21 protein-coding genes, 1 tRNA gene and 2 pseudogenes are annotated in these 21,197 nt (G+C 62.8%); 6 read left to right on the forward strand and 18 right to left on the reverse strand.

Annotated features, from left to right (window positions below):
* Positions 1–39: 39 nt before the first annotated feature.
* Positions 40–948 (forward strand): MFS transporter, encoded by a 909-nt coding sequence (locus tag ACETII_RS01785; protein ID WP_472786891.1) that lies wholly within the window; start codon positions 40–42, stop codon positions 946–948.
* Positions 852–1,448 (forward strand): MFS transporter, encoded by a 597-nt coding sequence (locus tag ACETII_RS01790; RefSeq protein WP_472788202.1) that lies wholly within the window; start codon positions 852–854, stop codon positions 1,446–1,448. Before ACETII_RS01785 ends, ACETII_RS01790 begins: the two co-directional genes overlap by 97 nt.
* 7 nt (positions 1,449–1,455) lie before the next feature.
* On the opposite strand, the gene ACETII_RS01795 is transcribed toward ACETII_RS01790, so the two are convergent.
* The 5 genes and pseudogenes from ACETII_RS01795 to ACETII_RS01815 all read right to left on the reverse strand — a co-directional run.
* Positions 1,456–2,154 carry a chemotaxis protein CheB gene (locus ACETII_RS01795; RefSeq protein ID WP_472786892.1) on the reverse strand — a complete coding sequence of 233 codons (699 nt, stop codon included), beginning with the start codon at positions 2,152–2,154 and terminating at the stop codon, positions 1,456–1,458.
* Positions 2,100–2,528, reverse strand: coding sequence for a chemotaxis protein CheB (locus ACETII_RS01800; protein WP_472786893.1), 429 nt, complete (start codon positions 2,526–2,528; stop codon positions 2,100–2,102). The genes ACETII_RS01795 and ACETII_RS01800 overlap by 55 nt, the downstream gene beginning before the upstream one ends.
* Positions 2,529–2,552: 24 nt before the next feature.
* A complete protein-coding gene (locus tag ACETII_RS01805; RefSeq protein ID WP_472786894.1) occupies positions 2,553–4,478 on the reverse strand; it encodes a PAS domain-containing protein in 1,926 nt (641 codons plus the stop codon).
* 51 nt (positions 4,479–4,529) lie between these two features.
* Positions 4,530–5,778, reverse strand: a pseudogene (locus tag ACETII_RS01810) (CheR family methyltransferase).
* Positions 5,770–6,272 (reverse strand): annotated as a pseudogene (locus ACETII_RS01815) (chemotaxis protein CheB); the annotation flags it as partial. The pseudogenes ACETII_RS01815 and ACETII_RS01810, both read right to left, overlap by 9 nt.
* Before the next feature lie 651 nt (positions 6,273–6,923).
* On the opposite strand from ACETII_RS01815, the gene ACETII_RS01820 reads away from it, so the two are divergent.
* Positions 6,924–7,253: a hypothetical protein gene (locus ACETII_RS01820; RefSeq protein WP_363349327.1), complete on the forward strand. Its 330-nt coding sequence runs from the start codon at positions 6,924–6,926 to the stop codon at positions 7,251–7,253.
* 20 nt (positions 7,254–7,273) lie between these two features.
* On the opposite strand, the gene ACETII_RS01825 is transcribed toward ACETII_RS01820, so the two are convergent.
* From ACETII_RS01825 to ACETII_RS01835, 3 genes are read right to left on the reverse strand one after another with little or no spacing between them, the layout of a single operon-like run.
* Positions 7,274–7,564 (reverse strand): acylphosphatase, encoded by a 291-nt coding sequence (locus ACETII_RS01825; RefSeq protein WP_472786895.1) that lies wholly within the window; start codon positions 7,562–7,564, stop codon positions 7,274–7,276.
* The gene (gene panC / locus ACETII_RS01830) at positions 7,561–8,415 is read right to left on the reverse strand and encodes a pantoate--beta-alanine ligase (RefSeq protein WP_472786896.1); all 855 of its coding nucleotides are present in this window, start codon (positions 8,413–8,415) and stop codon (positions 7,561–7,563) included. Before panC ends, ACETII_RS01825 begins: the two co-directional genes overlap by 4 nt.
* Complete coding sequence (locus tag ACETII_RS01835) at positions 8,412–8,858, reverse strand: gamma-glutamylcyclotransferase family protein (RefSeq protein ID WP_472786897.1); 447 nt, start codon at positions 8,856–8,858, stop codon at positions 8,412–8,414. The genes panC and ACETII_RS01835 overlap by 4 nt, the downstream gene beginning before the upstream one ends.
* A 50-nt stretch (positions 8,859–8,908) precedes the next feature.
* On the opposite strand from ACETII_RS01835, the gene ACETII_RS01840 reads away from it, so the two are divergent.
* Positions 8,909–8,998: transfer RNA gene (locus ACETII_RS01840), tRNA-Ser, on the forward strand.
* A 189-nt stretch (positions 8,999–9,187) separates the two neighbouring features.
* Here the strand turns inward: ACETII_RS01840 and ACETII_RS01845 are convergent.
* The 4 genes from ACETII_RS01845 to eutB form a co-directional block, all read right to left on the reverse strand.
* Positions 9,188–9,328 carry a Flp family type IVb pilin gene (locus ACETII_RS01845; RefSeq protein ID WP_363351173.1) on the reverse strand — a complete coding sequence of 47 codons (141 nt, stop codon included), beginning with the start codon at positions 9,326–9,328 and terminating at the stop codon, positions 9,188–9,190.
* 293 nt (positions 9,329–9,621) lie between these two features.
* Positions 9,622–10,554 carry a CAP domain-containing protein gene (locus ACETII_RS01850; protein WP_472786898.1) on the reverse strand — a complete coding sequence of 311 codons (933 nt, stop codon included), beginning with the start codon at positions 10,552–10,554 and terminating at the stop codon, positions 9,622–9,624.
* A 323-nt stretch (positions 10,555–10,877) separates the two neighbouring features.
* Positions 10,878–11,579: an ethanolamine ammonia-lyase light chain EutC gene (locus ACETII_RS01855; protein WP_472788203.1), complete on the reverse strand. Its 702-nt coding sequence runs from the start codon at positions 11,577–11,579 to the stop codon at positions 10,878–10,880.
* A 15-nt stretch (positions 11,580–11,594) separates the two neighbouring features.
* The gene (gene eutB / locus ACETII_RS01860) at positions 11,595–13,046 is read right to left on the reverse strand and encodes an ethanolamine ammonia-lyase subunit EutB (protein ID WP_472786899.1); all 1,452 of its coding nucleotides are present in this window, start codon (positions 13,044–13,046) and stop codon (positions 11,595–11,597) included.
* 172 nt (positions 13,047–13,218) lie between these two features.
* On the opposite strand from eutB, the gene ACETII_RS01865 reads away from it, so the two are divergent.
* The gene (locus tag ACETII_RS01865; RefSeq protein WP_472786900.1) at positions 13,219–14,610 is read left to right on the forward strand and encodes a cytochrome B6; all 1,392 of its coding nucleotides are present in this window, start codon (positions 13,219–13,221) and stop codon (positions 14,608–14,610) included.
* 30 nt (positions 14,611–14,640) lie between these two features.
* Here ACETII_RS01865 and ACETII_RS01870 read toward each other — a convergent pair whose 3' ends face one another.
* The 4 genes from ACETII_RS01870 to ACETII_RS01885 all read right to left on the reverse strand — a co-directional run bounded on the left by ACETII_RS01870 (position 14,641) and on the right by ACETII_RS01885 (position 18,236).
* Positions 14,641–17,271 (reverse strand): acyltransferase family protein, encoded by a 2,631-nt coding sequence (locus ACETII_RS01870; RefSeq protein ID WP_472786901.1) that lies wholly within the window; start codon positions 17,269–17,271, stop codon positions 14,641–14,643.
* 143 nt (positions 17,272–17,414) lie between these two features.
* On the reverse strand, positions 17,415–17,576 hold the full coding sequence (locus ACETII_RS01875; RefSeq protein WP_472786902.1) for a hypothetical protein: 162 nt from the start codon (positions 17,574–17,576) through the stop codon (positions 17,415–17,417).
* Between the two features lie 10 nt (positions 17,577–17,586).
* A complete protein-coding gene (locus ACETII_RS01880; RefSeq protein WP_472786903.1) occupies positions 17,587–17,823 on the reverse strand; it encodes a hypothetical protein in 237 nt (78 codons plus the stop codon).
* A gap of 23 nt (positions 17,824–17,846) precedes the next feature.
* Entirely contained in the window at positions 17,847–18,236 is a 390-nt protein-coding gene (locus ACETII_RS01885) for a hypothetical protein (RefSeq protein WP_472786904.1), read from the reverse strand.
* A gap of 82 nt (positions 18,237–18,318) precedes the next feature.
* On the opposite strand from ACETII_RS01885, the gene ACETII_RS01890 reads away from it, so the two are divergent.
* The gene (locus tag ACETII_RS01890) at positions 18,319–19,383 is read left to right on the forward strand and encodes a calcium:cation antiporter (RefSeq protein ID WP_363349339.1); all 1,065 of its coding nucleotides are present in this window, start codon (positions 18,319–18,321) and stop codon (positions 19,381–19,383) included.
* 1 nt (position 19,384) lies between these two features.
* Here ACETII_RS01890 and ACETII_RS01895 read toward each other — a convergent pair whose 3' ends face one another.
* Both ACETII_RS01895 and ACETII_RS01900 read right to left on the reverse strand, forming a co-directional pair.
* Positions 19,385–20,368, reverse strand: a complete 984-nt coding sequence (locus ACETII_RS01895) for a YihY/virulence factor BrkB family protein (RefSeq protein ID WP_472786905.1) — start codon at positions 20,366–20,368, stop codon at positions 19,385–19,387.
* A gap of 84 nt (positions 20,369–20,452) precedes the next feature.
* The gene (locus ACETII_RS01900; protein ID WP_363349341.1) at positions 20,453–21,106 is read right to left on the reverse strand and encodes a glutathione S-transferase family protein; all 654 of its coding nucleotides are present in this window, start codon (positions 21,104–21,106) and stop codon (positions 20,453–20,455) included.
* Between the last annotated feature and the right edge of the window lie 91 nt (positions 21,107–21,197).

The following is a 21,197-nucleotide window of genomic DNA, read 5'->3' on the forward strand; positions in this document are numbered from 1 at the left end:
CGCGGGCCGCGCGTTCGGAGGGGACGAAAGATCGGGTCGATGGACGAGCGGACACTCAAGCGTTCCCTGCCCTGGGTCGTTGCGACGGCGCTCTTCATGGAGCAGCTCGACGCGACGATCGTGAACACCGCCGTTCCGGCGATGGCGGCGAGCCTCCATGTCGCGCCGTTGAGCCTGAAGGCCGTCGCCGCAAGCTATATCCTCAGCCTCGCCGTCGGCATTCCGGTAAGCGGATGGGTGGCGGACCGCTATGGGTCGCGCCGCGTCTTTGCATTGGCGATCGCGGTCTTCACCATCGCCTCCATCTGTTGCGGCCTGGCGCAAAGCGCCCGGCAGATGGTCGCGGCGCGCATCCTTCAAGGCGCCGGCGCGGCGCTGATGACGCCCGTCGGGCGCATGACGATCGTGCGCGCCTTCGAGAAGTCGGAACTGCTCAGCGCCATGAACTTCGTGATCATCCCGGCGCTGATCGGGCCATTGCTCGGGCCGACGGTCGGCGGGCTGATCGTCAACTTTGCGTCCTGGCGCGTGATCTTCTTCGTCAATGTTCCGGTCGGGATTCTCGCGCAATGGCTCGTGCATCGCTACATGCCCGATTATCGGGAGGAGGCGAGACGCCCCTTCGACTGGACAGGCCTCCTGCTGTTTGGCTCCGGCACGGCGCTGCTCTCCTGGCTCCTGGAAATTTTTGGCGAGCACCAGATCGACGCCGAAGCCGGCGTGGGGCTTTTCATCGTCTCCCTTGCGCTGCTTAGCGCCTATGTGCTGCACGCCCGCCACACGCCCTATCCGCTGCTCAGACTGTCGCTGTTTGGAACGCGAACCTTTCGGGTCTCCTCATCGGGGGCTTCATCACCCGACTCGGCGTCGGCGGTCTGCCCTTTCTCACCCCTTTGCTCTTTCAAGTTGGCCTGGGCCTGCCGGCGTGGCAATCGGGCCTGCTCATGATGCCGACGGCGGCCGCGGCCATGGGCATGAAATTCTTCTCCGCGCCGATCCTGAAGCGCTTTGGCTATAAATGCGTGCTCGTCGCCAATACCGCGATGATCGGCGCCACCATCTGCCTTTATGCGCTGGTCACGAGCGAGTCCTCGTACGCCTTCCTCACGGCGATCGGTTTGACGCTGGGTTTCTTCAATTCTTTGCAGTTCACCAGCGTCAACAGTATGGCCTATGCCGACATCGACCCGGAGGATCTGAGCATGGCCGCGACGATGGCGAGTTCCTTCCAGCAGATTTCCATGAGCTTTGGACTTGCGGTCGGCTCACTCGTGGCCGCATGGTTCCTTGGCGGCGCGCCGCAGAGCGACCGCCTCGCGGTCACCGCCGCCTTGCATCACGCCTATCTCACGCTCGGCGGTCTGACGATCTTGTCGTCTCTCGCCTTCTGGACGCTGCGCAGGGGCGATGGCGCAAATGTCAGCGGGACTCCAGCGGAGCCGCATTGACTGAGCCCTAAGCCGGGTCCTTGGATGCGGAGAATTGCGCCTGTAGCGAGTCGGCGATGACGATCGCCTTGCGGATCGTTTCGGCTTCCTTTTCCAGTTCAGAACCTTTTCGCGCCCATGACTCGGCGCTCAGTCTCTGTCCGCGACTCACCGCGTCTTTTTGGAGCTTCTGTGTGAGCGCCAGGCGCTCGCTGAGCGTCCGAAGCGCTGTTCCAAGCGCGACTCTGACATTGCTGTCCAAAGCAACGCGAAGCAGCTCATGATGATAGGCGTGGCCGACATGGCAGCGATATCGTGAGGGGGCGTCTTTATCCTCGACTTCCCACAAAACGCCGCCGCACTCTGGGCAGACGAAGGTCGAGCGGCGGCCAATGGCGTCCATTTCGTCGACACTGGCGTTGCCTTCTTTGGCGATTGCGACTTCGAGCTTCAACCGTTGAGGCGCAGGCAAGGGCGCTTGCGCCGGCTGCAGCACGAGAGATTCGAGCAAGCCAGGGATGTCGAAGAGCTTAGAGACATGATCCGGATGCGCTTCGAGCGCCTGCTGAGGCATTTCAGCGTAAGCCGCATCGGCAGGGTCCTGGACCACAGCGATTCCGCCGCATGCTTTCAAATCCGCCAAACCCGACGCCCCGTCCATCAATTCCCCTGTCATGACGACGCCGATGGCGCGATAGCCGCAGCAAAGGCCGACGGAACGCAGCATCGGGTCGATAGCCGGCCGCGCAAAATTCTCTCGCGGGCCAGCGCCAAGCGCGAGACGGTCTCCTCGAGGATCAAATGCCGTTCAGGCGGCGCGATGTAGATCTGGCTTTTTTGTAACAGCCCGCCTTCAGTCGCGAACTGAGCCCGGAGCGGCCCCGCACTCGCGAGGATCTTGTCGAGCGCGCTGGGAAAGTTGCTGGGAAGATGCAAGGTGACGAGAATGGACGCTGGAAAATCCAGCGGGATTTTACTGACGATAAAGCGTAGGGCGTCGAACCCGCCTCTGGACGCGCCGATCGCGACGAGGTCCCGATTTGTCATGAGCGCTCCACGCCGCGACACCGGCCAGATAGCGCGGGGCAGCGCGGCTTCCACCTTCCCTACGCTTTTTTGCGCCCCTTATGACGAGCGGCCGTCGACGAGAGGCAGAGAAACTCGAAACTCGCTGCCTTTTCCAGGCCCTTCGCTGAATGCCTGGACCTCGCCGCCGTGCAGGCCGACGATGCTGCGCGCAAGCGCAAGCCCGACGCCGATGCCCCGCTCGCTACCGACGGTGCGATGGGCCTGATTGAACAGGTCGAAGACGCGCGGAAGCTTGTCAGCCCCAATGCCGCAGCCGTCATCCCGAACGGACACAACCGCAAGGTCGCCGTCCCGGCGGCTTGTGACGTCGATGCGTCCGTCTGGCGGCGTGAATTTGGCCGCGTTGTGGAGAAGGTTAGCAAAGACCTGAGCGAGCCGCATGGGATCGCCGTCGATCACCAACGGCTCTGGCGCCAATGAGACCGCAACATGCGGGTGCTTTCCCTCTACCTGCGGCATATCCGCCTCCGTCGCCGTGCGAAGAAGCTCGTTGAGATCAAGCTTTTCCCTGCGCAGTTCGATTTTGCCCTGGGTGATGCGCGCCACGTCCAGCAGATCGTCCACAAGGCGCAGAAGCCTTGTCGATTGACGCTCGAGGAGCGCCCGCAGCGACGCCATGTCCTCAGGCAATTCCCTACGCTTCAAGATGCCAAGCGTATTGTGAATCGAGGCCAGCGGGTTGCGCAATTCATGCGCCAGCGTTGCGAGAAACTCATCCTTACGACGATCCGCCTCGCGCAACGCCGCTTGAAGCAGGTAGGCGTTGATGGCGTCCGCGGCGAGACGCGCGCAAATATCGACGAAGCGCAGATCATGCGCCGAGAAAGAATGCGGCGCGCGGAAGTGGATGGAAAGCATCCCGATCGCCTTGCGAGAGCTGTCGCAAAGCGGGCTCGCGATGACCGCGCGATAACCCGCGGCCCGCGCTTCCTCCAGACAGGGCGCAAATCCGGGCTCCTTCTCGACATCTTCGAAAACGACGACCTGACATTTCGACAATGCGACGCCGCAGGCGAGCTGCGACGAAGCGTCGACCCTTTCGAAACGCTCGAGAAAGCGCTGCTCGAACCCACGCTGGGCGGCGATGCGGAGCGTCTTGCTTTTCTCGTCGTAAAGCTGAATGAAGCCGAAATCGGCGTTGAGCAACAGGATCATCGAGTCGAGAATCGCTTCGAGCGGCGCGTCGAGTCGATCGGCTTCCACGACCTTCGTGCTGAGTTGCTGGAGACGCTCCATTGCACGGAGTTCCGTCGCCAGCCCCTCCTCCGCGAGCTTGAGTTTGGTGACGTCCGACAATGTGACGACAACGCCCTCGATTCTGTTATCGAGCGTTTTATAGGGCCGCATACGCATGGAAAGCCATTGGCCGTCGGTCGTGCGTATTTCTTTCTCCAGCGGAACAAGCGTTTTCAATACGCTCGCGGCGTCGGCATCCATATCTGCATAGACCAGCCGGTGCGTGAAATCGGAGATCGCCCGGCCGACGTCAGCGTCGGTAATCGCGAAATAGCGCGTAATCGGCGGCGTGAAGAGTCTTATCCTGAAGTCGCGATCGAGAAACAGCGTCCCCACCTGGGTCGCCGCGATGAGATTTTGCAAATTGTTATGGCTTGCCGAAATCGTCTCGAGCTTGCTCTTCAGCTCGCCGTTCACCGTCTGCAGCTCCTCGTTCATCGACTGGAGTTCTTCCTTGCTTGTCTCCAGCTCCTCGGCGGTCGAGCGATATTCCTCGTTGATCGATTGCAGTTCCTCGTTCGCCGCTCTCAGATCCTGCGTCGCCTGTTCATATTCGCGGCGGCTGGCGCTCAGCCGATCATGCGCGGCGCTCAGCTCCTGACGCAGGCGCGTGATTTCCGTGAGAGTTACGTCTTCGTCCTTGAGAGCCTTTTCATTGACGTCCGCAAGGCCAGCGTCCAGGAAAAACCAGAGCGCGCTTTGCGTCGTCGGCTGTCGGAATGACATGCATGGCGTCGTGCCTGCGCTCGCCATTGAAGGCGACGCCGAGCGGGAGGGTCAATGACGACTCTGCTGCTCGAGCGCCCGTTGCAGGGCGAGCTTCAGATCGACCCGCAATTCGGGACGCACCTGAGCGGGCAGCTCCACGCTGAAAGGCCCTTCCTGGGGCCGAAAGAAGCGGCCGACAGTAGGGGACAGATGAAGGATACGGTAAGCGTTGTCGACGAGAACGCTGGGCGGGGCGAAGTGCTCGAGCGCGGAGGCATGGGAGTGTCCAAGCCCTCCGCCATGATCTGCGTCGAGGCGTTGCTTGGCCGGCTGTTCCAGAAAATGCCGGTCGGGGCTGAGCTGCGGCATGACGGGCGCAACTTTCTCCAAGGTCGCCAGCGCAGCGTAAATTCGGGCGTCCCGATCGACAGGCGTGAAGAGCGTGGGCGTCGTCTCGATCGTCTCCGCGGAGCCCAGGAAAATATAGCCGTTCTGTTTCAAGGCGTAGTGGAAGAGGGTGCAAAGCTGGCGCTGGAGATCCCGCTGGAGATAGATCAAGACATTACGGCACGAGATCAGATCCACCTTGATGAAGGGGGGGGTCTTTGAGCGCGCTGTGAAGGGAAAAGAGCACGAGGTCGCGCAATTCCTGTCGGACGCGATAATAAGGTCCGTCCTGCGTGAAAAAGCGTTTGAGACGCGCCTCGGACACTGAGGATCTGATCGACCTCGGGTAGCGGCCTTCACGCGCCAGGGCCAGGGCCGAGCCGTCAATGTCCGTGGCGAAAATCTGGATGATCGGGTGCATCCCGCGCCGGGCGGCTTCCTCCAGCAAGAGAATGCCGATGCTGTAGGCTTCCTCGCCTGTCGCGCACCCAACCACCCACACGCGGATCGACGCATCGCTGTCGGCGAGGCGATCGAACAACACCTTGATGACGCTTTCTGAGAGCGCGGCGAAGGCCTGCGGGTCTCGAAAGAACATCGTGACCGAAATGAGCAGGTCCGAAAACAGCTCCTGCGCTTCGGAGGGATGGCTGTGCAAATATTTATAATAGTCGCCGAGATTGACTTGCCGCGTGATCTGCATGCGCCGCGCGACGCGCCGGAGCAGCGTCGCGCGTTTGTAATTGGAGAAATCGTGCCCGGTGCGAAGGCGCAGAAACGTCAAAATGGCGCGGACCTGCTGCTCGACCTCCTCGCGGCTGGCGCGGCTTAACGCCTCCTTGCTCCGCACCGCCTCGGCGACCCGCTCCGCCAGCGCGGCGATCGTCCCGACGAAGTCGACCACCCCGGTTGCAATGGCGTTCTCCGGCATTGTGCCGTATTCGGCCTCCCTTGGGTCCTGCGCGAAGACCAGACCGCCCGCTTCCTTGACGGCGCGCACGCCAAGCGTCCCATCCGAGCCGGTTCCGCTCAAGAGAATGGCGATGCCGTCGCCGCGGCTCGCCCCGACGGACTGGAAGAATGTGTCGATCGGCGACCGCCGGCCCCTCGGCGCGACGAAGGGGTTCGCGGCGAGATCGTCGCCTTCGATGACCAGCTCTCGATCGGGCGCGATGATATAGACGCAGTTCGGTCTGAGCTCCGCCGACGTCTCAACTTCGACGACGGGCATTTGCGTGCGCGTCGCGATGATCTCCTGCAGCGCGCTCGGTTGTGACGGCGACAATGCATAATCACGATAAAGGCCAAGCCGAGATCGCTTTTCACGCTTCCGAAAAACTCCTGAAGCGCCGCCACGCCGCCCGCCGACGCTCCGATCGCGCACAAGGGCGTATGGCTCGAGCCGGAATTAATGAGGCTGGTCACGCCGATCCCATCTTGGCTAAATCTTCGATGCTTTTGATATGTAGGACGGTTTATCTCTTTCCGGTAAACGTTCAACTGCCGTCGTGCAGGCGGCTGACGCTGGCGACGACAGCGGCCACCTCGGCGTCTTCGAGCGGCGGGCGGCAACGCATGCGTTTCCAGGCGAGCATGAGCTCCAACGCGACCGAGGGTCGACGTCGCGCCAAAGCAGATGACCGGTCAGTGAGGCGATCGTCGAATTGCGCTCGCCCTGCGTCACGCCGCCCGTGACCGACTCGATCGTGGCGGGGAGAGGCCGATTGCGTTGCTCGAGGCGAGAAAGCGCGGCGTCGCCGCCACGCCGATATCGGCGTTCGGCCAGCGTTCGAACCATGCGGCGATATCCTGCTCGGAAGGGCGGCTGTCTTGCAGATTGGTGCATGGGATCAGAGGGCGCTTGTCATCAGAGGGCGCTTGTCATGGGGCCGCAAAGGCAGAACCGACCATCCTCGGCGCAGATAAAGCCGGGCCGCCTCATTTAATGGCGCCTTCCTCCAATGGTCCAAGCCTTCAACTGTGACGAAAACGCTGGAACCCGAGCCCTCTTTCCTCATTGCGCACTTTAGCAGAAACTCTCCGAAGAACGCACCCGCTGATTCGAGGACCGCAGCCATGGCCGATACGTCGAAAGCATGGGTCTGGAGCCAATATCGCGCCGTCGCCGGCGAGGATAAGGCGACCGCCAATCCTCTGCCGCTGTTCGGAAATTCGTCGACCGAGGGGGCAGGCTTATCGGGAAGAACGCGGCGTGGCGCTGCGTTGGCCCTCGCCATGATCATCGGGCTCTTCTTCCCCAAAATCGCCTTTCTGCTTCTCGTCCTGGCCGTGTTGCTGATCCTCTCGGGCCTGGAGCCGACGCGCTTTCAGGCTTTCATGGAGACTGTGCCGGGCGGGAGCGTTCTGCTCAAGGTCTTGGGGATGCTGGACGCTTTGCTCGGATAAGCTGCGCTCGGCGGCCCTTGCTACACGGTCGCCGCCATGCCGAAGCCGTCGACGCCCGCGAGTTCGCTTTCGTCGGCGGGCGTCTGCCAGAGGCGGTCGACCCGGGCCCCCCAGGGCCCCCGTCGCGCGGCCTCCAGAAATGCGCTGATCGCCGCATCGGAGCCGGCGGCCAGCGCCTCGACCGAGCCATCCGCCCGGTTGCGGGCCCAGCCGTCGAGGCCCAGCGCATTCCCCTCCCGGATCAGAAAGGCGCGGAAACCCACGCCCTGGACGCGCCCGGCCACGAAAATGCGAACGACGCGACGGCTCATGGAACCGCGACATTGTCGATGAGCCGCGTGGCGCCGAGACGCGCCGCGGCCAGGATGCGGATCGGCCCGTCGGAAGGCGCCGCGACGCTGGCCAACGTCTCGGCGTGACGCGCTTCCACATAATCGATTTCAAAGCCGGCGGCGGCCACCGCCTCGCGCGCCTCCGCCATTACGAGGCGGATCGCCGTGCCCTCGGCGATGCGCTTGGCCGCCACGGAGATCGCGCGATGCAGCGCGGGGGCGCGGGCGCGATCCTCCGCCGACAGATAAACGTTGCGCGATGACATCGCGAGGCCGTCCGGATCCCGCAGCGTCGCGCTGCCGAGAATGCGCGTCGGAATGTCGAGATCGCGCGCCATGGCGCGGATGACGAGCAGCTGCTGGTAATCCTTCTCGCCAAAGACCGCGACATCCGCCTGCGCCTGATTGAGCAGCTTCGCCACCACCGTGGCGACGCCCGCGAAATGCGCGGGGCGGAAGCGATCCTCGAGATCGGCCTTGGCGGGGCCGTCGAGCGCGACCGTCGTGCAAAAGCCTTCCGGATACATTTCCTCCACCGCCGGCGCGAAGACGAGATCGGCCGCGACGCTCTCGAGCTTCCTCCGATCGGCGGCGAGCGTGCGCGGATAGCGGGCGAAGTCCTCGTTTGGCCCGAACTGCGTCGGGTTGACGAAGACGGTCGCGATCACCCGATCGGCGTGGCGGCGCGCCGCCTCGACCAGCGAGAGATGGCCCGCGTGCAGCGCGCCCATCGTCGGAACGAGCCCGATCCGCTCGCCGCTCGCGCGCTGCGCCCGCACGAACGCGCGCATCTCCTCGATCGTGTGAACGACAGGAACCTCGAAGCTCATCCGCGCGGGCCTTTCCGTTGTTCCGCCAGGAGATGGGAGAGAGAGCCGATATAGGCGGGCGGCAGCTCCAGCGCCTGCGCCGCCGCGACAATGTCGGCGAGATAGCCGGGCCAGGCGGCGCCCTGATTCGGCGCAGCCCCGATATACACCAGCGCCGGCGCGGAGCCGAAGGGCTCGCGCAGGACCGGGATGATCCGCTTGGCGTAGAGTCCCTGCCCCACCTGCTCGTAACGGTCGAGCGCCGTCACGTCGGAGACCGGAACGTCCCACAGCGCCCCGTGGACCGTGGCGCGGGGGTCCGGCGCGACGCTGGCGAAGCCTGAAGGGAGAATAACGAAGCGCCAGCGTGGCAGCCGCGCCCGCCCCACGAGCCTGGAGCGCGGGCAGCGCCGGGCCATGGCGGCGGCCTCCATATTGGAGCCATAGGCAAAATGAAGCGGCACGGTCAGACCCTCTCGCGCGACGGCGCAAGCGTGCTATATCACGACCGCAAGGAAGGGTGGCCGAGTGGTTTAAGGCAGCGGTCTTGAAAACCGCCGTGGGGGCAACTCCACCGTGGGTTCGAATCCCACCTCTTCCGCCATCAAAACAGAAGGGACTCTTTCTTCATCGAATGGGGCATGGTCAGCCCCGGACGCGCGCAAAGGAAGGACGAGGGCTCTCTTGCGGGTGATGGCTCTTCGGCCCCGGCCCGCCGAACTTCCCTGCATCTTCTGGAAAGCAGTTCGGGGTGGCCTTGCTCAACGCGGCGACGCGCCCCCGCCCTTCCCGCTCAGGCCAGATTGCCCGAGATTCTTGCGAACGTCCCCGAAAGTTTGCTTCCGACAGATCTCGCTGCCGAGATTGTCGCGATGGCGATGAGCGAGGCGATCAAACCATATTCAATCGCAACCGCTCCTGTTTCATCATTCATAAAATTTACGAGCACTTGCACGCTGGACCTCCGACTTTTGACGCAAGTCCAAGGTAGATTGCCCAGAACAAATAGAAAAATAGGATATATGAATATGACGCATCCGTTTTTTCGATCGCATCGCGCGCCACAGCCGAATGGCGTCAGCGCCGCACCCTCGCGCCGAGGCGCCTGGTTTTTGTCCAGGCGACGCCGCTCTTTGTCATTCGTCCCTCAGGCCATGAGCTTCTCGCGGTCGTTGCCAAACCAATGCCGCTCACATGAGCGCGGGGGGCTACGCCGACCGAGGGACCTCATTTGCATGTGCCGGGGCGGACCTGATCCTTCAGCACGTCGACGTTGGTCACATTGACGTTCCCTGCAGGCAGATATCTGCAGACCCATTGCGTGCCTTTGTGCACGATCCCGTTGCTGTCGGTGATGTCGCAATCCGCGCGTCCGCATCCAAGCTGGCAGGAGTCCTTCCAGACGACCTGCGTAAAGTGACCGTTCACGTCCTTGCATTCCGAAGCGGAGCCGCCTTTGAACACGGGATTGTTGAAATCGTAGTTCTTGTTTTCACAATACCACGTCGTCTCGAAGGCCTCTCTGTCGGTTAACGCCGGCAACACGGGCGCGCCATTAACCTCTTTCCAGGCGGCGGCAAGGTTCTCTCCAGTTGAACCATGCACGCCGAGGCGGCATTTCTCCGCATAGGCTTGAGCCTGCTGGGCGAGTTCAGCCGACCATTTGAGCGGCGCGACGCAATGCTGGGCGCGTCGCTCATTATGCGCGCGAAGCATGTCGACCCATTGGTTTGGAGCCGGATCCTCTTTCAGTCCCGCGCACTGTTCCGGCGGCGGTTCCGGCGTGGAGGGCGCAATTTCCGGAAGCGCTCCGCAAATCATGCCGATCGCGTCGATGAAGAGTCCGGCGCGTCCCTGAATTCCTGTTATGGCCTCGCCGTTGCGACAAAGTTGATAATGGTCGGGGAATATGCTTGCGGGCGATCCAACGATGATCGACCGATAGGAGCCGTTGTACGGCGACCTGCATCCGAAATCGATCTCTTTGACGAATTTGTTCGACGAGTTGAGAAGCACCGCGGCGCCGGTAATCACCTGATTCAAGTTACAGGTTTCGATGCGCGAGACATTGCCGCCATTTCCACCGAACGCCGGGCCGATCGGATCGTAATCCAACCCCAAAGGACCGATTTTGGCGCAAATGACGGCGATCTGATCCAACCAGGATCCTGCCCGGTATTTCGCCCCAACCATGAAGTGTCCCGACGGGCAGTCGAAACGAAAGGCGCCGCCGCCGGGGCCTCCGTAGAGAGGAAATTCTTGCGCCGCTCTGACGGGCGAAGCTGAGAGCAAAGCAAGACAAAGCGCGCCGAAGATAACCCCTCCGGCGCGCTGATTGAGCCACTTGAGGATTTTGCTGAATGCGGTTGAGCGCATGGACGGGCGTCCCAGTCTCAGTGAGAAATGATTCTAGCGTCAATCTTCCAGAAACGCTGGCGCAGTGATTTCGTTCCAGACCAGCGCCCCCCATCTGCGTCCGGGCTTTATTTTGTTTTCTGAATCATGCTCTCGAGTCGATTGCCGGCGGCGCGATGGGTCAGGATCTGTCTGATTTTATCAAAGATAATGACGGCCGCGTCCTCAGGGGGCGTCCCTTGCTGATAGATATTCGAAATCACCGTATACTCGTAACGCGCAGCCGTATTGGACCTGGCCGGGTCTTTCGGCTCGACGCGAAAAGCGAGATAGGCGGACATGCTCCGCGACGCCATGCCGTCGCCTCCAGGTCGTTCGCCGATGAGCGTGACGACGAGTTGCGGCTTCAGCGCGTTCCCGATTGCTTCTGCGAGCTTGACGCGGCCGTTGCGGGCAAGAAATGGCTCGCCGACGGTGACCTTCGCGCCCGAAAGCTCGGACAGGAGCGGCGGAAGAAGCCTCGGGATGTTGTGATGGATGGCTTCCGCGCTCAGTCCATCGGAAATGAGGATCTGAACGTCGAGACCCTCGGGCGTCAGCATCGCGAGCGCACGCGCGTCGAGAGTGGCGCCGAGTTCGGGATTATTCAAATGTTCAAGCTTCGTGGCGGCGGCGGTGTCGATGCGGCGAAGCGTGATCGGGCCGAGCTTCTCTTCTGACAATTCCGCATAAATCGACTCCCGCCCGAGGGCGAGATTGGCGCGCGTTCGACGTGAGACGTCATTGGAGGGCCGAGCGCCGGCATTGTCCCAGCCATAGGCCGCCGGCAGTTTTTTGCATCGTCTTTAGAACGCTCGCCCGTCGCTGAAAATGCGTGGATCGCCCCAGTTCGGGCCCCGCCGAAGAGCGCCCGTTTCATCCCTTTGAAAGATCCCGCGGTCGACCGCCCAGATCGCAAATTCCGGCGCAGTCGTGCGTTCGAAGATCTCTCTCAGCGTCTGGTCGTCGTGCCCGGACGTATCGAAATAGGCCAGCATGCGATCGACGCCGAGATAGACGTCCATGAAGTAATTGGCCCCCGCCGCCGTCAGCAGCGCCGTCGCGACCTGCTGGCCTTCGGTCGTAATTTCCGAGTGGAGCGTATAGCAGGGCGCCATGCCCATCGGCAGACCGAGGAGCTTGCCCATGAAATGATCCTGCAAATTCGACAGGATCATCTCCATGTTGGTTCGGTGTGTCTCAGGGCCGATGAAGCCTGTGACATTGTTGACCATGAAGGGATCATAGCGCCGCGCGAGGCCATAGCAGAGCGCCTCCGCGGTGGTCATGTCGACGCCATTATGTTTTCCGTAAGTGACTTCGCTTCCCTGCCCGGTCTCGAAATACATGAATTGTCTTGCGTCCCGGCCAAGCGCGCCGCGTTCCGACATGACCGTGTAGGCATGGTCGAGAAGCGCGATCGTGCAGTCGAATTCCTCCGACAAGGTGCGCTCCGTTCCCGCCAGACTTTGAAACATGATTTCCACGGGCGCGCCATTTTCAAGGCAGGCGAGTTGCGTGCGAATGTGGGAAAGCACGCATATTTGCGTCGGCGCTCCGGCATGGCGTCTCACGGCGTCGATGTGCGTCAGCAGCCTTGTCGTGTTTTCCACCGTATCGATCGCTGGGTTGACGCCAATCAGAGCGTCGCCGGCCCCGAGACTGAGACCCGTGTGAATAAGCAAGGCGATGGCGTCGAGGTCGTCCGTCGGATCGTTGGGCTGAAGCCGGGAGGAAAGCGTATTTGGTAGTCCGACCGTTGTTCGCGCGGTTGCAGAGCACGACAGCTTTTTGCTGGCATAGATGAGCTCATGCACGTCCATGATTTTCGCGATCGCCGCCGCCATCACGCCGGTGACCCCTCGGCTCAAGCGCTTCACGACGGAGGCGTCGCCGCCAAGGATGGCGTCCTTCGCCGCGCCGACGGTCAGGGACGCGATCTCTCGGAACACAGTTAGGTCGATATCGTAATTGACCCGCATGACCTCGTCGACGACGCCGTCGCCATTGTCGAGAGGGGAATTGTAAATATGTTGCAATGTCAAGCTGGAGAGAATGCGTCGCGCCGCCTCTCTCTCGAGATCGCTTGTCGCGGCCAGGCCGGCCAATCGATCTCCGGCCTTGTCGTAATCGGCAGCGCCGAGTAGGCGCTTCAGCCCTTTGAAAACGAACTTGCGATCGAAGAGCGTCGCCTCGAACGTCTCTATCGGACGAGGGTCCGGTATAGCAATCTTGGAAAGAGGCGTCAGACCACGCATCGGCGCATTCCTCTCATCCGCCGCCGAGCATGGCTCAGGCGTTGCTTGGGCTTTTGGTGCGATTATAGGACGTGACAAAACAGGCTCAAGCGGCGCTCCAGGAGGATAAGAAGGAACATTGAGACTGCCGAGCGGTTGAAGAGTGTTCGCTTGCCTTATGGGGATGACGCCCATGCCTGGTCGCCCTGCACGATCGCTTTCTCCGCTCATCTTGTCGCTTTTCGCTTCCGTGTGCTTTGCACAATCTTTGCCGGATGCGAGCTATCGCCCATTGCCCACCCGGCCTTTCGACGCGGTAAAGGCGGACGACGAGGCGAGTAAGGCCGGCGTCCAGCAGCAGCAGCGCGCATTGCTGGAAGAGCGTTACGATCTTTCTGACAAACCGATTCCCGGCCTGATGATGTCGGGCGGGCGCAAGGCGGTCCAGGGCGGCGTGCGCGTCAAGCTGCCCAAAGGCGCGACCTGGGACGGTCTCGCCGCGATGGCGCCGGAGCAAATCCGGCAGAAGGGCCTCTTTCCCGCGGGCTTCCTGCCGCTTCCGCACGTCAAGCAATCAACCGGCGGGCAAGTCATACCCAAAGAGCAGATCGACGAAATCAGCCGTCAGGAGCGCCGCGACCTCAAACGCTTCGACGTCGATTTCGACCTGCCGCCGCATCTGACGCCAGAGTTTCCGCCGCCCATCTTTCTCACGACACGCCCCGATCTTGGCGACGTCTCGCGCGGCCAGCTGCTGACGATCAGGAACCACTACAAGATGATGGTGGGGCTGCTGACGCCGGTGCAGCTCGAGGGTCTTCGCCTGCTTCTAACGCCATTTCCGCAGGAGGAATTCAATCAGACCGAAGAACGCAAGGTCGCGGAACAGTCGCTCGGCATTTCCTGCCTCGACTGTCATTCGAATTTCCACACCAACGCGGCTTTCCACCAGACGCCGGACCTTCGGCCCCAGGCCGTGCGCTTCAGGCTGGATACGGTAAGCCTGCGCGGCATGTTCAACCAGCAAATCCATGGGTCGAAGCGGTCTTTGCGCTCGGTCGAGGATTTCAGCGAATTCGAGCAGCGTACCGCCTATTTCAACGGCGATCAGGTCAGCGCCCAGCGCAAGGGCGTGCATTTGCCCAACCGCGCGGATCAGGTCGCGATGATGGCGCAGATGCAGAACATCATCGACTTCCCGCCCGCGCCGAAGCTCGATCCGACCGGGCGCCTCGATCCGACGCGGGCGACGCAACAGGAGCTGGCGGGCGAGAAGCTGTTCCTGGGCAAGGGCCGATGCGCCGAATGCCATATCCCGAACCTCTCCTTCCTCGACAACAATATGCACGATTTGAAGGCTGAGCGATTCTACGAAGTCGGCAAGAACATCAACGGGCTCATCGTCGTGCCGGATGGACCGATCAAGACCTTCACGCTGCGCGGGGTCAAGGATTCGCCGCCCTATCTGCACGACGGCCGGTTGCCGACCCTTGCGGATACGGTGGAATACTTCAACCTCGTGCTCGGCCTCCAGCTGACGCGCGAAGAGAAGGACAATCTGGTCGCCTATATGCTGGCGCTGTAAGCAGGGCGGCGCGTGAGTCGCCGCCCAAATTCATCGCCCGACCCGCGACCGGCCGACGTCTAACATTCCAGAAAGACGCGCAACGCCATCGAGCTTGCGTTGCACATACTGTCTGAACAGCGCAGTTTTAGCCTCCGTCAGCCCCGAGAACGCATAGGCGAAAGCGCCGGCGCCGGCGATTACGCCGAGCGTGACCAGCCAGTTGCCCATCGTCGCGTTTTGCAGCGCCCAGCCCGGCGCGAAGGTTTCGAGTCCGGCGCGTAGGAAAACGATGATGGGCAGATGCGTGAGATACAAGGAATAGGTGAAATTGCGAATGTCGAGCCGCGGGGCCGGCAGCGCCGCAAACAGGCGGGGCGCCGAAAACCGCGACGTAAGAAGCAGATTGGCGAAAGCGAAAGCGCAAACCACATCGCTCGCGGTGCGCGCCGACGGGAAGGACTCGACGAGCGGCCCGCGCACCAGCAGGCGGACCGGAACGATCACAACGACGAAGAGCGCCAGCGCCGCCCAGTAGGAGCGCATGAGCGGGCGCGGCGCCATCGCCACGACCGCGCCAGCGATCCACATGACATAGCCCCAGAAGAAGAGGTAGGAAACGAGCGAAAAATAGCCGCAGACGAGGACGGCGAGGCAAAACCAGAAGAGCCGCGCGCGCGTGGACAGATGCGTTGCAATCGGCATCAGCAGCAGCGGGAAAGTAATATAATACCATACCTCGACCGCGAGCGACCACAGCGGGATGTTCGTGCCATAGGGCTCGGTCAGGATATTTTGCAGATTGAGGAGATTGAGCGCGAAAACGTCGAAGCCGAAATGGCCGGCGAACATCGGATCGCTGTAAAAACCGCCTCTCCTGAACAGCGCGCCGCCAACGGCGTCGATGAGGAAAGTGAAGGCCAGCGCCGGAGCCAGCACGACATAGATGCGGGCGAACCGCTTCAGAAAATAAGCGTAATAGTATGACTCGCCGCTCCTCACGCCCCTGACGACCTCGCCGCCCACGAGATAGCCCGAGATCACGAAGAAGCCGACGACGGCCTTGTGGCCGACCTCCTTGTTGGAGACGAACCACCAGACATATTCGAAGAAATTATGCGGGGCGCTCATAATGTCGGCCTGCGCGAGCAGGAGGGCGGTCGCATGCATGACGACCACCGCGCCGGCGCTCATCCAACGGAAGAAGCTTATGTTGCGAGAGGCGAATGCCTCGGTCGTCGGCGTCATCGAAGATCGCTTCGCATTCAGGCCAAATGAAAGGCCCAGTGGTTCCTTTTGATCGCATCTAGGATGCGCCACGCGGCGTCCGCCCATGACGACCCCAGCACGCGCTCGGGGTGGGCCGGCGCGAGGCCGGCTTCCCAGCGCCGGATGGCGTCGGCCAGAGCCGCTGGATCGTTCAACGCGAAATAGATGGCGCCGTCGCGGCCGATCTCTCTGAAAACGGGGATGTCGCTGCAAAACCGGCTTGCCGCAGCGCGACGCCTCGATCACCGGCAGTCCGAAGCCTTCTGCAAAAGAGGGGAAGACCAGAGCGGACATGTGCGCATAGAGAAAGGCGAGTTCCGCGTCGTCGACATCGTCGAACCAGAACAGCCGGCGGCCGAATTCGGGGTGGGTCGTGATGCGCGCGACAAGCCGATAATCGAACCAGCCCCGCCGCCCGACGAAGACGAGCCGCGCCGGATGGCCTTGCGCCCACAGCCGCTCGAAGGCGTCGAGCGCGACGAGATGGCCTTTTCTCGGCTCGAGCGTGCCGACGCAGAGAAAGACCGGCGCGTGGTCCTGCACGACCTTCGCGATCTTTTCTCGCGCCTTAGCGGTCGGATTGGGCGCGAAATGGGAGGCGTTGTGAAACCAGCCAATCGAGAGGCCCGGCCGGTGCGCAAGGTTCTTGTCTTCGATCAGCGCGCGGAGATCGGCGCCCGAGGCGCGAGAGATGGTGAGAACGCCGTCGGCGCTGGGCAGAATATCCCGCAGCCACGCCCCGAACAGCGCGACTGTCCGCTCATGGCAGACGGCCGGGAAAAGCTCGGGGATGACATCGTGCACGCAGACGATCACCCGCCCGCCGCTGGCGTGAACGGCGTCGAAAACGCCTGCATAGGCCTGCGGGTAATTCCAGGCGTCGGCGAGGATGAGAAGCTGGTCGCCGGGTTCGACCGCGAGCTCCTTATCTCCCGCCCTGTCCTTGGCGCCGATCGGCGCCACGCATTCGAGAAGCCGGCCCTTGTCGCATCTCACCAGCAGGCAATGCGCCGGATCGGCGGCGAGGAGAGCGTTGGACAAATCCTTGGCGACCCGCTCGATCCCCGTTCCCATGTCGCGCTCGACCGTGCCTGTCACGTCGATCAGAATGCGACGCGGCTCCGCCGCCCGCGTTTCGCCAGCTTCGGCGGAAGCGGCGCCTGTCGTCGCGGGAGCGGGCGCGGCGGAGAAGAGGCGGCGCGCGAAGCCGGCCAAGGCCTCCTCGAGACGCAGCAGCGGGCGCACCACGAGCCAGCTTGCGGTATAGATGATTTCGTAACGTTCCTTCTTCAGTTGAAGGACTTCCGCGTAGAGATATTGCAGCTGATGGGCCAAGAGCCCTTCCTGCTCCGCGAGGCGGGACGAAGCGTCTTTTTCGCGGGCTTCCGCGGCGAAATCGTCATGCGTGCGCAAAAGAAATATTCTCCTGCCGCGGATGGGGCGTCATGGCGAAAGATCACACATGCCCCTGCCTGTCAAAACCGCGGTCATAGGCTCGGGCCGGCCGCCGAGCTTGACCTCCAACGCCGCTCTTGCGACCCGGGGGCTTGGAGCCCCTACTCGCGCGCATATTCCTCGCACTGTTCCCTGGAGTAGGCGCCGAGGCTCATGCAATCCCCAAAGCGGTCGCGACTGAATTCCTGGGCGAGCAGCACAGCCAGGATGACGGCGGCGGCGACATAGACGGCGACAAGCAAGGCCCCGCCGAGACGTCCCATGCGCGCCACGTCACAGGCCGGGCGGCAGTTTTTCGTAGCGTTTGCGATCGGCGTCTATCACGCGCGCGAGAGCGCTGCACTTTTGCTGATCATTCGGATTTTGGGCGACGCAGATCTGATAGGCTTCGAGCGACTGTTCGTAGGAACTGACGGCGTATTCCCTGTTCGCCGCATCCTTGACGCTTTGCGGGCTGCTGTTGCAGCCGGTCAGGCCGAGCATGAGAACGGCGACGCCCAAATAGCGCATATCTCCCCTCTTTGAGTAAATTCCTAGCGCAAGGTCACCGGCCAAAATAGCCCGTTGGCTGAAATTGTCACGTTGACCGGAGTCATGCAGGCGTAGGGGATGTAGATCGCCTCTCCCCTGGCGAAGCTGCGGCCGGCATACCAGTAGTCGAAAGTCTGGCACTTGCCATTGTTCACCGCCACGCCTTCGACCTCCGCGATCGCTGGTCCGACCACGAGGCATTCGATCCAGCGATAGCCGCTGAATGTCTGCAATTCGGGCAGGAAAGCCTCCGTTTCCAACAGCCGGCAGGCGAAAGGCCCAGCTTGCGCCTTGGCTGGCGCGGACCCGAAGAGGACGATCGAGAAGAAGAGGCTGGCGCAAAAAAGCTTTACCATGGCGATGATTCCCGTCATGCCCGTCGGCTTTTTCATAAAGCATCAGGCAGAGCTTCGCATATTGCGTTTTTTGCTCGGCGGGCCGAGGCGGCATTTTTTGCGAGAAAGGACATCGCCCGTGGCGAGGATAGATCGGGAAGACATGGCGGCGATGGCGGCGGCGGCGGCCTTGGTCGGCGCAGCTGGCGGCGCACATCTTTGGCATGCCGGGCCAATTCTTGGTTTCCTCGCCAGCGCCGTGGCGCTTGCCGGCGTCGCCCATGTGATTGGGGAGGCGACGGATCAGGTCGGCAATCACCTCTCCCCCGCCGCCACCGGCCTCGTCCAGTCCGCCGTCGGCAGCCTGCCCGAGCTGTTCGTCTGCATTTTCTCGCTACAAGCCGGCCTCGTCACTGTCGTGCAGGCGGCGCTGATCGGCTCGATCCTGGCCAATGTCCTGCTGGTGCTGGGCCTGGCCTTTATCGTCGGCGGCTGGCGTCACGGGGTCCTGGTCTTTGGCGTGCGCACGACGCGAATGATCGCCTCGCTGCTGTTGCTCGCGGTCTCGGCGCTGTCTCTGCCGACCCTCGCCAATGAATTGCATCTGCCGGCGGCCGCTCATGAACAGCCGCTCGCGGTCGTCTGCGCCGTCGTCCTGCTGCTCGTCTTCGCCATCATGACCAAGGAAATGCTCGGACCCGGCCAGCGCACCGTCCCGGCGGAGGCGCACGCACGCGCCCACGCCTGGCCGCTGTCGGTCGCGGTCGGCGTGCTTCTGGTCTGCGCCGCGGCGGCCGTGCTGGTCTCGGACTGGTTCGTCGAGGCGCTCGAGCCGGCGATGGATACGCTCGGATTCAGCCAGACTTTCGCCGGCCTCGTCGTCGTCGCCATCGCCGGCAACGCCATCGAGAACGTCGTCGGCATCCGCCTGGCGGCGGCGGGCAAGGCGGACCTCGCCGTCAGCGTCGTGCTGACGAGCGCGCTGCAAGTCGCGGTCGTGGTCGTGCCGATCCTGGTGCTCGTGAGCGTCGCGCTCGGCGGCCCGCCCTTCACCCTCGCCATCCCGACCATCCTCGCGGCCGCCATGTTTCTTTCGGTCATGGTGGTTACGGTGGTGACCGTGGACGGCGAGGCCGACATGGTCGACGGCGCGGCGCTCATCGGCCTTTATGTGATCATCGCGGCGATCTTCTGGTGGGGCTAGCTTATGAGCTCTGCCGCCCCACGGTGTCGGCCATCACCGCCCCGCGCTCGCCGAGCGGGCGCGGAGGGCCTTCGGTCGTGTCCTTCGCCGTTTGATGCTCCATCTCGGCGTTGAGTTCCGCGCCGATGAGCAGCACGATCGACGACACCCACATCCACAGCATGAAGCCGATCGCGGCCCCGAGCGAGCCATAGGTCTCGTTGAACTTGCCGATATTGGCCGCATACCAGGAGAACAGAAGCGAAGCGGCGAGCCAGGCGATGGCGGCGAAGGCGCCGCCCCAGCTGACCCAGCGCCATTTCGGCTCGTCGCGGCTCGGACCAAAACGGTAGACCAGCGAGATGGCGAGCGCGACGAGGACAAGCAGGAGGGGCCAGCGCAGCAAGGCGATCGCCGTCTCGACTCCTGGCGGCAGACGCAGCGCCTGAAGCGCCGGCGGCACGGCGACCATGAGCCCGAGCGACATCGCGATCATCGCCATGCCGCCCAGCGTGAAGGCGAGCGTCACCGTGTTGAGCCGGAAGAAGCCGCGCTTTTCGCGTTCCTGATAGACGACGTTGAGCGCGTCGAAGATCGCCTTCATGCCGGCGTTGGCGCTCCACAGCGACACGAGCAGACCGATGATCGAGGCTGCGCCGAGACGGGCGGAGCCCTGCGCCGAGACGCGTTGGATCTGGTCGCTGACGATCGAGAGGCCCTCGGCCGGAAGCACGCCCGAAAGCGCGTTGATATGCCCGGCGATCGTCGCGGGATCGGCGACGAGCCCGTAAAGTGCGACAAAGGCGGCGATCGCCGGAAAGATTGCGAGCAGCGCATAGAAGGTCACGCCCGCGGCGATGGCGAGAATGCGGTGCTCGGTGATATTTTTGTAGACGCGCCCGAGCACGTCCATCCAGCCGGGCGCGGGGATCTCAGCCGGCGTCGACGCCTCCCTTCCGCGACCCGCCGCCCCCCGGTCCGATGAAGAAGCCTGATCCATCGCCATTGCGAGACCTCCGCAAGGCGCGGCGTCGCCGCGCTGTCACGGAAGAACCGCGCCGGAGAACAGGCGTTCCGAAGGAATCAGCTTCTAGAACTCGACCTCGAGCTCCTCGATCTCTTCCTTCTCGGCAAGCGCCTGGGCGACCCATTCCTGCATTGCGGGCCAGGCGAAGATGCGGTCGCAATAGGCTTGCGCAACTGGGTCGAGCGGCACGTCATAGGTGCGAAAACGCGTGGCGACGGGCGCGTACATGGCGTCCGCCATGGAGAATTCGCCGAAGAGATAGGGCCCGCCGTGGGCGTCGAGACAGTCGCGCCAGATCTGCGTGATCCGCGCAATGTCGCCCTGCGCCTTGGACCAGACCTTGAACTTTGGAAAATGCGCCTTGAGATTCATCGGCAGCGCCGAGCGCAGCGAATTGAAGCCTGAATGAATCTCGCCGCAGATCGAGCGGCTTCGCGCGCGACTCAGGCGATCCGAGGGCAAGAGCTGCGCCTGCGGAGCGATCTCGTGCAAGAACTCGCCGATCGCCAGCGTGTCCCAGATGCGGTAGCCGTCATAGGTGAGGCAGGGCACGAGGATCGAGGGCGAGAGCAGGAGAATTTCCTCGCGCGCGGCGGCGTCGTCCGGATCGACGACGATCTCTTCGAACGGAACGCCCGAAAGCTTCATCATCAGCCAGCCGCGCAAGGACCAGGAGGAGTAGTTCCTGCTGCTGATGGTAAGCGTGACGTCCGGCATGGCTGCTCCTTGTTGCAACGGCGCTCAGCAAGTCATGTGCCAGTGTGCGCTGCTGATGGCACAGGCCTTGCTCGCCAGCGACCAACGCAAC

The sequence above is a fragment of the Methylocystis sp. NC52PC genome, assembly GCF_055698645.1.